At 43.6% G+C, this 11,955-nt stretch carries 14 protein-coding genes; all 14 read right to left on the bottom strand.

What is annotated here, in order from left to right:
• Positions 1 to 21 precede the first annotated feature (21 nt).
• Complete coding sequence (gene nuoK, locus ACVBAX_RS08560) at positions 22 to 336, bottom strand: NADH-quinone oxidoreductase subunit NuoK (protein ID WP_160545851.1); 315 nt, start codon at positions 334 to 336, stop codon at positions 22 to 24.
• Positions 333 to 854, bottom strand: a complete 522-nt coding sequence (locus ACVBAX_RS08555) for an NADH-quinone oxidoreductase subunit J (RefSeq protein WP_430774500.1) — start codon at positions 852 to 854, stop codon at positions 333 to 335. Before ACVBAX_RS08555 ends, nuoK begins: the two co-directional genes overlap by 4 nt.
• Positions 851 to 1,270, bottom strand: a complete 420-nt coding sequence (gene nuoI, locus ACVBAX_RS08550; protein WP_066057898.1) for an NADH-quinone oxidoreductase subunit NuoI — start codon at positions 1,268 to 1,270, stop codon at positions 851 to 853. Before nuoI ends, ACVBAX_RS08555 begins: the two co-directional genes overlap by 4 nt.
• A gap of 301 nt (positions 1,271 to 1,571) precedes the next feature.
• Complete coding sequence (nuoH, locus tag ACVBAX_RS08545; protein ID WP_447116642.1) at positions 1,572 to 2,585, bottom strand: NADH-quinone oxidoreductase subunit NuoH; 1,014 nt, start codon at positions 2,583 to 2,585, stop codon at positions 1,572 to 1,574.
• Positions 2,585 to 3,685, bottom strand: a complete 1,101-nt coding sequence (locus ACVBAX_RS08540; protein WP_119710244.1) for an NADH-quinone oxidoreductase subunit D — start codon at positions 3,683 to 3,685, stop codon at positions 2,585 to 2,587. The genes nuoH and ACVBAX_RS08540 overlap by 1 nt, the downstream gene beginning before the upstream one ends.
• A 3-nt stretch (positions 3,686 to 3,688) precedes the next feature.
• Positions 3,689 to 4,852, bottom strand: coding sequence for an NADH-quinone oxidoreductase subunit C (locus tag ACVBAX_RS08535; protein ID WP_447116641.1), 1,164 nt, complete (start codon positions 4,850 to 4,852; stop codon positions 3,689 to 3,691).
• A gap of 3 nt (positions 4,853 to 4,855) precedes the next feature.
• Positions 4,856 to 5,368: a NuoB/complex I 20 kDa subunit family protein gene (locus ACVBAX_RS08530; RefSeq protein WP_430774497.1), complete on the bottom strand. Its 513-nt coding sequence runs from the start codon at positions 5,366 to 5,368 to the stop codon at positions 4,856 to 4,858.
• Positions 5,359 to 5,733 (bottom strand): NADH-quinone oxidoreductase subunit A, encoded by a 375-nt coding sequence (locus ACVBAX_RS08525; protein ID WP_066059966.1) that lies wholly within the window; start codon positions 5,731 to 5,733, stop codon positions 5,359 to 5,361. The genes ACVBAX_RS08530 and ACVBAX_RS08525 overlap by 10 nt, the downstream gene beginning before the upstream one ends.
• Positions 5,734 to 6,262: 529 nt before the next feature.
• A complete protein-coding gene (locus ACVBAX_RS08520) occupies positions 6,263 to 6,667 on the bottom strand; it encodes a F0F1 ATP synthase subunit epsilon (RefSeq protein WP_251520576.1) in 405 nt (134 codons plus the stop codon).
• Positions 6,668 to 6,689: 22 nt separating this feature from the next.
• On the bottom strand, positions 6,690 to 8,111 hold the full coding sequence (atpD, locus tag ACVBAX_RS08515; protein WP_251520574.1) for a F0F1 ATP synthase subunit beta: 1,422 nt from the start codon (positions 8,109 to 8,111) through the stop codon (positions 6,690 to 6,692).
• Positions 8,112 to 8,333: 222 nt separating this feature from the next.
• On the bottom strand, positions 8,334 to 9,191 hold the full coding sequence (locus ACVBAX_RS08510; protein WP_430774495.1) for a F0F1 ATP synthase subunit gamma: 858 nt from the start codon (positions 9,189 to 9,191) through the stop codon (positions 8,334 to 8,336).
• Between the two features lie 77 nt (positions 9,192 to 9,268).
• The gene (gene atpA, locus ACVBAX_RS08505; protein ID WP_317458086.1) at positions 9,269 to 10,777 is read right to left on the bottom strand and encodes a F0F1 ATP synthase subunit alpha; all 1,509 of its coding nucleotides are present in this window, start codon (positions 10,775 to 10,777) and stop codon (positions 9,269 to 9,271) included.
• A gap of 24 nt (positions 10,778 to 10,801) precedes the next feature.
• Positions 10,802 to 11,338, bottom strand: coding sequence for a F0F1 ATP synthase subunit delta (locus tag ACVBAX_RS08500; RefSeq protein WP_447116640.1), 537 nt, complete (start codon positions 11,336 to 11,338; stop codon positions 10,802 to 10,804).
• Positions 11,335 to 11,856 carry a F0F1 ATP synthase subunit B gene (locus tag ACVBAX_RS08495; RefSeq protein WP_447116639.1) on the bottom strand — a complete coding sequence of 174 codons (522 nt, stop codon included), beginning with the start codon at positions 11,854 to 11,856 and terminating at the stop codon, positions 11,335 to 11,337. The genes ACVBAX_RS08500 and ACVBAX_RS08495 overlap by 4 nt, the downstream gene beginning before the upstream one ends.
• Positions 11,857 to 11,955 lie beyond the last annotated feature (99 nt).

Below are 11,955 nucleotides of genomic sequence, written 5' to 3'. Positions count from 1 at the left end.
AATAAGCGAGTCATATTTTTCTTAATGCTTTAAGGTGTTCATTTCATCCATATTAACGGTTTTTCGATTACGGTAAAGGGCAATTAAAATCGCCAACCCAACGGCTGCCTCCGCTGCTGCCACAGCGATCGAAAATAATGCAAACACTTGACCCGTAATCCCTGGATTCGCACCGTACTTACTAAAGGCAACCAGATTAATATTGACTGCGTTTAGCATTAATTCAATGGAAATTAATACGATAACCGTATTTCGCTTCGTTAATGCACCGTACAATCCGATACAAAACAGAATTAACGCAAGCGTGAGGTAGGCTGAAACGGGAACTGAGCTCATTCCTTATTCGCCTCCTTTTCATCATCTTTTTTCGCCAACACAATCGCTCCGATCAAAGCAACTAACAAGATGACAGAAGTGATTTCAAATGGAATGACAAACTTTGAGTAAAGCGCCACACCAATTTGCTCGGTATTATTTTCATGAAGAGTATTTGGTACAGAGGCCAAATCTAAATCATACAACCCGATATACATCACAACCGCAAAACCAAGGACACCGATAAAAAGGAGAGTCTTTCGAATCCAACCTTCTTCTGGTTCGCTCGTATCATTATGACGGGTAAGCATGATCCCAAATAGCATAATGATGGTGATGGCGCCTGAGTAGATTAATATTTGAACCGCTGCGACAAATTCAGCAGAGAGCATCACGTAAATTCCCGCAATGCTCACAAAGGTGAACACAAGAGCCACGATCATATGAACAACCTTCGTTAAATTCAATAACAGAACGCCGCCAATGACCGCAACGAGCGCTAGCGACATAAATGCGATTAATTCACCCGTAACTGTCATGCTTTATTCACCTTCCGAATATTTTCATCGTTTTCATCTAACCATTCTAGGTTTTTAAAAAGCTCATCTCGGCTATATTCCGCGAGTTCAAAGTTATTCGTCATAATGATGGCCTCTGTCGGACATACCTCCGTACAAAGATCGCATAGGATACAGATTTCGAAATTGATATCATACGTATCAATGATTTTTCCTTTTTTCGTAGGGTCAGGGTGTTTTTTCCCGGTCAATTGAATGCAATCGGTTGGACAAATGGCTGCACACTGATTACAGACGATACATTTTTCGGGGTAAAACTTCTGTATCCCACGGAACCGGTCCGGAAGTGGCAGCGGCTCATTTGGATAATCGTAGGTTACTTTTTCCCTTGTTAGGTTCTTGAGTGTATAGGCTAACCCTTTTGCTAATCCAAGCACGTTGACTCACCCTCTCTAGTAAGTAGGCTTTGTTTGGGCAAAGGATCTATTTCGCCTTCCGTTCGCTGGTGTTGCTTTGCAACAAAGGCTCCTTCAGGCGAAACAGCTCCTTTAATGTGTTTGTTAAACTCTGGTGTTGATTTCCGCTCCGGGCGCTTGCTTTCCGGGGGGCGTTCGGAGAGCCTCCTCGGCGCTAACGCTTCTGCGGGGTCTCTCCTGTACGCTGATCCCCCAGGAGTCAAGCACCCTCCGCTCCAATCAACAAATACAAAATACACTTTACCCTAACAGAGTTTTATTTTTAGAAAAGCTTTAGTAATTCTTTAACCAATGCTGTTAAGAAAATGTTTGCTAAGGCTACTGGTAATAGTACTTTCCATCCGAATTCCATTAGTTGGTCTGCTCTTAGGCGTGGGAAGGTTACTCGGATCCAGACTAGGAAGAAGATGACGACGCTGAATTTTAGGGCGAACCATACGGCTCCTGGGATGAATCCTAAGAAGTCGAATGGTGGTAGCCATCCTCCTAAAAATAATACGGTTGTTAGTGATGCCATTGCGAATAAGTATACATATTCCGCGAGCATGAAAAATGCCCAACGGAAGCCTGAGTACTCGACGTGGAATCCGGCTACTAGTTCGGACTCGGCTTCTGGTAAGTCAAAAGGTGTACGGTTTAACTCAGCAACGGACGCGATGATAAAGACAAGAAACGCAATCGGTTGCCAAAGTATGAACCAGCCTTGCTCATCTTGAGCGGCGACGATATCGTTTAAATTCAAGCTGCCTGCAAAAAGGATAACCCCAATCACCGACATAACGAGTGGGATTTCGTAGGAAATCATTTGGGCAGCCGCACGCATCCCACCAAGTAGGGCGTACTTATTATTCGATGCCCATCCACCTGTTACCACTCCCACAGTGGTTAAACCGGAAATGGCGATATAGTACAATAACCCAACACCAATATCAGCAAACTGCAGATGATCAGTTAACGGAATCGTTGCTAGCACCATAAATGCCGGTGCGAATGCAATGACAGGAGCAAGGATAAAGAGTGGGCGGTCTGCTAGCTTTGGAATCGTGTCTTCTTTTAATAGAAGCTTTAATACGTCAGCTACCGTTTGCAAAAGGCCCCAGCGTCCACCAACCTGATTCGGTCCTTGACGCAACTGCATAAATCCCATGACTTTTCTCTCTGCTAAAATGGCATACGTAACAAATCCTAAAACCACTAATAATAGAACCGTTGCTAGTAAAAAGAAAATCCCAAAGTTTAAGAGTCCTGGTTGTGATTGCAGCAGTCCCTCTACCATTAGCCATCAACCTCCCCTAGGACAATATCAATTGCACCTAAAATCGCGATTAAGTTTGCTATATTTTCTCCCTCCAATAGCTTCGGAAGAATTTGCAAATTGTAAAAAGAAGGTCTTCTAAACTTCAAGCGGTACGGCTCTTTTTTTCCATCACTCGCGATATAACATCCAATTTCTCCACGAGGTGACTCAATACGAACGTAAGCCTCACCCTTGGGTGCTTTAATAATCTTTGGGACTTTCGCGAGGATCTCTCCCTCTTTCGGGAACTGCTCGACCGCTTGTTCTAAGATTTTCAAAGATTCCTCGAGCTCATCTAGACGAACATGGTATCTTGCCCATGCGTCTCCACCTTCTTGAACAGGAACATCAAAGTCAAAACGATCATAAATTGAATACGGCTCATCTTTACGAAGATCCCATTTGACTCCCGTACATCTTAGGTTAGCTCCACTTAGTGAGTAATTAATTGCATCTTCTTTCGTGTAGCGACCTACACCCTTCACACGGTTCATGAAGATTTCATTCCCCGTCACAAGGTCATGGTAGCCTTTCAGCTGCTCACGCATATATGGAATAAACTCGCCCACTTTTTCAATCCAACCCTCAGGTGCATCCCACTTCACGCCGCCTACACGCATGTAGTTAAAGGTAAGGCGTGCACCAGATAATTCATTTAACATATTAATAATCATTTCACGCTCACGGAATGCGTAAAGAAACGGACTTACCGCTCCAATATCAAGTAAATATGTACCCCACCAAACCAAATGGCTCGCGACACGACCAAGCTCCATCGCAATGACTCTCAGGTATTCTGCTCGGTCCGGAATCTTTAGATCCATCATCGTTTCAACTGCATGACAGAGCACGTAGTTGTTCGTCATTGCTGCTAAGTAATCGAGTCTGTCTGTGTAAGGAATGATTTGAGTGTATTGTAGATTCTCAGCTAACTTTTCCGTTCCGCGGTGTAAATATCCAATGACTGGTTTTGCTTCCTTGATGATTTCTCCATCAATTTTTAACACCAGTCGGAAAACACCATGCGTACTTGGATGCTGAGGTCCTACATTTAATAGCATTTCTTCCGTTCGAAGCACTCGTTACACCTCCACATCGTATGGTTCATAGTCTTTGCGTAGAGGGTGACCAATCCAATCATCACCGAGCATAATTCGGTATAAGTTCGGATGATTTTTAAACTGAATTCCCAGTAAGTCATACGCTTCACACTCAGGCCAGTTGGCACCTGCCCAAAGCTTAGAAAGCGACTCCACCTCAGGTTTCTCACGATCAATCTTCACCTTTAACGCAACGGATTGCCTGTTATTATATGAGTAAAGATGAGCATACACTTCCATGTGCGTCTCAAAATCTCCCCCATGAAACTCTGATAAATAATTAAAACCAAGCTGCTCATTGTAGCGAAGGAACTCAGCAATTTTATAATAGGTTTCTGGCTTTGCCACCAAGGTTGGTACGTCCTTCGACAGATTATTAATATAGAAGTCTTCCAATACATCTTTGCCGAGATGCTCTTCAATCACCTTCACGTATTTATCCAAATACGGTTGGTTTGGAGATGGGACCAACTCTTCAGGAGCCTCTTCTTCCACAGGCTTTGCCTTTGCTCTTGCAGCTGCTGCTGCGGCAGCTTTGGCTTTGGCGGCGGCAATCGCCTTTGCTTTTTCATCATCTCCAGGAGCTCCGCCTTGTGCGGCAGCTTTCGCTTTGGCAGCTGCTGCAGCTTTTGCCTTTGCTGCTGCGATGGCTTTGGCCTTTTCGTCATCTCCCGCTGGTGCTTCTTCCGCCCCACCTTGCTGTTTCGCTAGTGCAGCGGCCTTTGCTTTTGCGGCTGCTCCGGCTTTCGCTTTGGCAGCGGCGATGGCTTTGGCCTTTTCGTCACCTTCTGCTGGTGCTTCTTCTGCTCCACCTTGCTGTTTTGCTAGTGCAGCGGCCTTTGCTTTTGCGGCTGCTGCGGCTTTCGCTTTGGCAGCGGCGGCAGCTTTTTGTTTAGCTAAATCCGTGTCCTCCGAGCTAGACGACTCTTCCTCAGCTTGCTCTTTTTCCTTCATTTTTGCTAATGCAGCAGCTTTTGCCTTTGCTGCGGCAGCGGCCTTCGCCTTTGCTTTTTCCTCATCCGTCATCGGCTTATCATTGGATGCATCTGTTGAAGCTTCCTTCGCTTTCATTTTTGCAAGTGCGGCAGCTTTGGCTTTTTCCGCAGCTTCCTTCTTTAACTGTTCCAGGTCCTTTTCCCCACTCATGGATTAAATCACCCTCTTCCCAGTCTTAGCCTCATAGCGAATTTTTTCTCTTAATTTATTAATTCCGTAAATAAGTGCTGCTGGGTTAGGAGGGCAGCCTGGGATATACACATCGACCGGTACGATTTGGTCAACTCCCTTTACCACCGAATAGGATTTCACATAAGGTCCACCTGCTGTAGCACATGACCCCATCGCGATTACCCACTTAGGTTCAGGCATTTGATCGTATAGTCGTCGAACAATTGGCGCCATTTTCTTCGTCACGGTACCTGACACAATCATGACATCTGACTGACGTGGTGACGTACGAAAAAACGATCCGAACCGGTCAAGGTCATAGTGTGAAGATCCTACGCCCATCATTTCGATCGCACAGCAAGCAAGCCCAAACGTCATTGGCCACAATGAATTGCTTCGCGCCCAGGCTTTAATTTGTTCAAGTGTTGTTAAAAATACATTTCTCTTTAACTCTTCTAATTCTTCTGGTGAGATGTTTTCCAATTTTAAGTCCATTTTAACACCTTCTTCTTCCAAGCGTAGACAAGTCCTACAAGCAGCATTAATACGAAAATAAGCATTTCAATCAATGCAAAGATACCGAGTTTCTCATAAGCTACTGCCCATGGATAAAGAAACACGGTTTCAACATCAAAGATTACAAACATTAGAGCAAAAATATAATAGCGGACATTGAACTGCACTCTAGAATCGTGAAATGGTTCAATTCCGCTTTCGTATGTGGTGTACTTCGCATCATAAGGCTTATACGGACGCAATAGTTTCCCCAGAAACAGCGCAACCACAGGTAATAAAACACCAAGACATAGAAACACAAAGACAATCAGATAGTTATTCTGATATACATTTAATAGCTCCATGTCCATCCCCTCCAATGTCTTATAATTTTCTAAACATTTAAATATGTAACCGAATTCATTATAACACTGTTACAAATTTGTGTCGACAAGCCAAAGACTTTTATTGGAATTTCTAAAAAAATGTTTTCTTGTCCCTCGAGGATATAGTATGTGAAATAATAATCTTTATTCTATTAAATGGTAAAAAGCGGTGTTTGTCTGTGAGAATAATCAATAAAATATGAAAATATTATTATTTTTGGAGGATTAGTAGATCATTGAGTTATGCTGATGAGGCTTTGTTTGATTCAGTTACCATACGAACTTTTTTACTTGCTCCACGGGCACTGAATCACCCTTTCAGTTACCATACGAGCTTTTTTTCCAGCTTCACGGGCACTAAAGCCTGATAATGGTTACCGTCACACTGCTTTTTCCTCGCTCATGGGAACCTAACACCCTCTTATTCCCCGCTCCACCAAAATATAAACATAAAAAACCCCCTCCGACGATCTGACTTAGGATCGCCCAAGGGGGTTGATTGATTGTTTTATCGCTTCTCTGAAACAGAGATACGGTTGATGGCACGTTGCAATGCCATTTCGGCACGCTTGAAGTCTACGTGTGCACGTTGTTGTTCGCGCAGGCGTTCTTCTGCACGCTCTTTTGCACGTAGTGCGCGTTCGACGTCGATGCTATCAGATACTTCCGCAGATTGAGCCAAGATGGATACTTGGTCTGGACGAACTTCTAAAAGACCGCCACTTACTGCTACGTATTCTGTTTTGCCGCCGTTTTTCAAACGAACAGATCCAATTTGTAACGGTGCGACCATTGGAATATGTCCTGGTAAGATCCCTAGCTCACCACTTTGAGCTTTCGTGCTTACCATTTCCACATCTGATTCATACACCGGGCCATCGGGAGTAACAACACTGACTTTAATCGTCTTCATTTTTTACCCTCCTGGTCCTATTTTAGACCTCTACGCCCATTTTCTTTGCAGATTCGATTACTTCTTCAATTCTACCTACAAGACGGAATGCATCTTCTGGAAGATGGTCATACTTACCTTCTAGGATTTCTTTGAAGCCTTTAACCGTTTCTTTAACAGGAACATACGAACCTGGTTGTCCCGTGAACTGTTCAGCCACGTGGAAGTTTTGAGATAAGAAGAACTGGATACGACGAGCACGAGCTACGATAAGCTTATCTTCATCAGAAAGCTCATCCATACCTAGGATCGCAATGATATCTTGAAGTTCTTTATAACGTTGTAATGTTGATTGTACTTGACGAGCTACTGAGTAGTGCTCTTCTCCAACGATATCAGGTGACAAGGCACGAGAAGTTGAAGCAAGTGGATCCACCGCAGGGTAGATACCCATCTCAGAAAGCTTACGCTCAAGGTTAGTTGTTGCATCTAAGTGAGCGAAAGTTGTAGCTGGAGCCGGATCCGTATAGTCATCGGCAGGTACGTAAATCGCTTGGATAGATGTAACAGAACCTACGTTAGTAGATGTGATACGTTCTTGCAGTCTACCCATTTCAGTAGCAAGAGTTGGTTGGTAACCTACCGCTGATGGCATACGACCTAAAAGGGCAGAAACCTCAGAACCTGCTTGTGTGAAACGGAAGATGTTATCCATGAAGAAAAGAACGTCTTGTCCTTGATCATCACGGAAGAATTCAGCCATTGTCAGACCCGTTAGAGCAACACGCATACGTGCTCCAGGCGGCTCGTTCATTTGTCCGAATACCATCGCTGTTTTCTTAATAACTCCAGAGTCAGTCATTTCGTGGTAAAGGTCGTTACCTTCACGTGTACGCTCACCAACACCTGCGAATACTGAGATACCGCCGTGCTCTTGAGCGATGTTGTTGATTAACTCCTGGATAAGAACTGTTTTACCTACACCGGCACCACCGAATAGACCGATTTTTCCACCTTTAATATATGGAGCAAGTAGGTCTACTACTTTGATACCTGTTTCAAGAATTTCTACTTGTGTAGAAAGTTGCTCGAATTTTGGTGCTTCTCTATGGATAGAGTCGCGACGAGCACTCGCAGGAATCTCCTCATTTAAGTCGATTGCCTCACCAAGTACGTTAAATACACGTCCAAGTGTTACATCACCAACTGGTACAGAGATAGCAGCACCAGTGTCTTCTACTTCGATTCCACGAGTTAATCCATCAGTAGAAGCCATTGCGATGGTACGAACTGTATCGTCACCTAAGTGAAGGGCAACTTCAAGGGTTAAGTTGATATCAACTTCAGATTCGCTCTGCGCGTTGTTTACAATTTTAAGTGCATTATAGATCTGTGGTAGATGACCGCTTTCGAACTTTACGTCAACAACCGGACCCATAACTTGAAGAACGCGTCCTTTAGTCATTGTGTTCCCTCCCTAATACTTCATAAAACTTAGCAAATATAATCTATGGATATCAGGTCCATAGAAGAATGTTATTGTGTTTCGGTGTCCAGCTCCAGCGGCTAGCTCCTCGGGGAATAATTTAATGCCATTATTCCTAGGTCATAAGCCAAACCCCTCCAGAGGTCAGGACCTCTTGCGGTGTTCGTCTTATGCCTGTCGGAGCTGTTCGAGCCGCTTCCGCTATTCTAGTGCCGCTGCTCCACCAACAATTTCTGTTATCTCTTGTGTAATTGCCGCTTGACGTGCACGGTTGTAGACAAGGCTTAGGTTGCTGATTAGATCATTTGCGTTGTCTGTTGCATTCTTCATAGCAGTCATCCTTGCAGCGTGCTCACTTGCTTTACTGTCAAGAAGGGCGCCATAAATTAGGCTCTCCGCGTACTGTGGCAATAGGACATCAAGAATTTCCTCCGCAGATGGTTCAAACTCGTAAGATGTAAGTTTCCCTTCTGATTGAATATCAGTTAGAGGGAGAAGTTTCTTCTCCGTTACATCCTGTTGAATCGCACTTACGTAGTGGCTGTAATATAGGTACAACTCATCAAATGTTTCGTCAGCAAACATACCAACGGTCTTTGAAGCGATGTCTTTTATTTCAGCGAAGCTTGGTTGATCTGGAACTCCAATGATGTCCAGAATAACCGGCATATTTCGTTTCTTAAAAAAGTCACGGCCTACACGTCCGATTGCGATAATCGCAAACTCATCGTTTGATTTGTGACGGCTTTTAATTGTATTAAAAAGCTGCCTTAGCACGTTACTGTTGTATGCACCCGCAAGACCACGGTCAGAAGAAATGACTACATACCCAGTCTTTTTTACCGGACGGCTTGTAAGCAATGGGTTTTGCACGCCCTTACTTCCTTGTGCGATCGAAGCAGTAACCTCTTGAATCTTCGTCATGTAAGGAACGAAAGCTTTCGCGTTCATTTCCGCACGATTCATCTTTGCAGCAGATACCATTTGCATGGCTTTTGTAATTTGGCTCGTCTTCTTCGTCGAAGTAATACGAGATTTTATATCGCGTAATGATGCCACAGATTCTCACCACCTTGTTTTCAAAGTGAAACACTTGGGAAAGAGGAAGAACCGGTCTTCCTCTTCCCATTCATTAATTACTCGCTAATAGCAAACGTCTTTTTGAAGTCGTTAATTGCAGAAACTAATACATCGTCAGCTGGAAGGTCTTTTGTAGTTACGATTTGGTCAAGCACGTCCTTACGGTTGTGGTCTAACCAAGATAAGAACTCACCTTCGAAACGCTGGATATCCGTTACCGGAATATCATCTAAGTGACCTCTAGTTAATGCGTAAAGAATCATTACTTGCTTCTCTACTTTTAACGGCTTGTTAAGATCTTGCTTAAGAACTTCAACAGTACGAGCTCCACGGTTAAGTTTTGCTTGCGTTGCTTTATCTAAGTCAGATCCGAACTGAGCAAATGCTTCTAGCTCACGGTATGAAGCAAGGTCAAGACGCAGTGTACCTGCAACCTTTTTCATCGCTTTGATTTGGGCAGAGCCCCCTACACGTGATACAGAAAGACCTGCGTTGATCGCTGGACGTACACCAGAGAAGAATAGGTCAGATTGTAAGAAGATTTGTCCGTCCGTAATCGAAATTACGTTTGTTGGAATATAAGCAGATACGTCACCTGCTTGAGTTTCGATGAATGGAAGAGCTGTGATTGAACCAGCACCCTTTGCATCGCTAAGCTTTGCAGCACGCTCTAATAGACGGCTGTGTAAGTAGAATACATCCCCTGGATATGCTTCACGACCTGGAGGACGACGTAGTAATAGTGATAATTCACGGTAAGCCGCAGCTTGCTTAGAAAGATCATCATATACTACTAGTACGTGCTTGCCATTGTACATGAATTCTTCACCCATTGTTACACCAGCATAAGGAGCTAAGTATAATAATGGAGCTGGTTGAGATGCAGAAGCTGTTACAACGATTGTGTACTCTAATGCACCCATTTTACGAAGGGTTTCAACTGCGTTACGAACCGTTGATTCCTTTTGTCCGATGGCTACATAGATACATACCATGTTCTGATCCTTTTGGTTAAGGATGGTATCGATAGCAACAGATGTTTTACCTGTTTGACGGTCTCCGATGATTAACTCACGTTGACCACGACCGATTGGCACAAGTGCGTCAATCGCTTTAATACCCGTTTGAAGTGGCTCGTGTACAGATTTACGATCCATAACACCAGGTGCTCCAGCTTCAATTGGACGAGATTTTGTTGTTTGAATTGGACCCATACCGTCAACCGGTTGTCCAAGAGGGTTTACCACGCGGCCAATTAGCTCTTCACCAACTGGAACCTCCATGATACGTCCTGTACGACGAACCTCGTCACCTTCACGAATATCAGTGAAAGGTCCAAGGATGATAATACCAACGTTATTTTCTTCTAGGTTTTGCGCCATACCCATAACGCCGTTCGAAAATTCAACTAGCTCACCTGACATTACATTGTCAAGACCATGAGCACGAGCAATTCCGTCACCAATTTGGATAACAGTACCTACATCACTCACTTGAATTTCCGACTGATAGTTTTCGATTTGCTGTTTTATCAGCGCACTAATTTCTTCAGCATTGATGCTCATGAGTTTCACCCCTATCTACGAATCTTAGCCTAACAATTGACGTTCCAAGCGCTCCAGCTTTCCGCGCAAGCTACCGTCGAAAATTCGGTTTCCGATTCGAAGCTTGATGCCGCCGAGCAGATTGGTATCAACAATATTTTCAATACGGAGAGATTGCTTCCCAACTTTAGCTGCAAACGAAGCAGATAATGCTTGTTGCTCAGCTTCTGTTAGCGGACGAGTGGAGTACACTTTCGCCTCAGCAATTCCTCTTTCATCATTTGCGAATTCAATAAAATAATCAGCTACTGCTTCCATGTAGTCTTCACGATGACGATCAATTAAGATCATTAACGTATTTAGAACGTACACGCTAGCACCAGAGAATGCCTGTTTAATAATCTCCTTTTTCTTCTCATTCGTAAGCTTAGGAGACTTTAAGACAACACCTAGGTCGCCGTTATTTTTTACTACATTTTTAACTACACGCATTTCATTTTCCATTTGGTCAAGAAGTTGATGCTCTTTTGCTAGTCGAAAAAGAGCTAACGCATAGCGCTTCGCTACAGTCGAGTTGCTCATCGCCCTTCTCCTGCCTCTTGGATATATTCATTGATTAGCTTCTCTTGATCTGCAGCTGAAAGTTCTTTTTCAATTACTTTAGAAGCAATAAGTACAGATAATGAAGCGACTTGTTCACGAATAGCAGCAACCGCTTGGTCTTTTTGCTGTTCGATTTCAAGCTTAGCAGATTCCTTCAGACGGTCTGCTTCCGCACGCGCTAACGCAATAATTTCTTCACGCTGTACATCGCCTTGCTTTTTCGCATTTTCAATTAATCCTTGAGCTTCTGTACGAGCTTCTTTTAAAAGCGTACGTTGCTCTTCTAGTAATTGCTTTGCTTCACTGCGGCTTTGTTCAGCAGCATTAATTTCTCCAGCAATATGCTCTTCACGTTGTTTCATGATGCCCATTAATGGACCCCATGCAAACTTCTTAAGTAATGCTAACAAGATGATGAAAGTTACTAATTGGAAAAGGATATCTCCACTATTAAACCCACCACCAGCTGCACCTAATACTAGACTGCTTGTTAACACCCTTGCTCACTCCCTTCAAGAGTCGTACACTTACAATTTATAACGTTACACATGTTAATAGATGAACATAAAGGAATGGCGAAGCTGCACGTAAAATGT

The sequence above is a fragment of the Robertmurraya sp. GLU-23 genome (genome assembly GCF_052983275.1).
The sequence above is the reverse complement of the archived record's forward strand: the minus strand, read 5'-3'. Positions and strand labels throughout refer to the sequence as shown.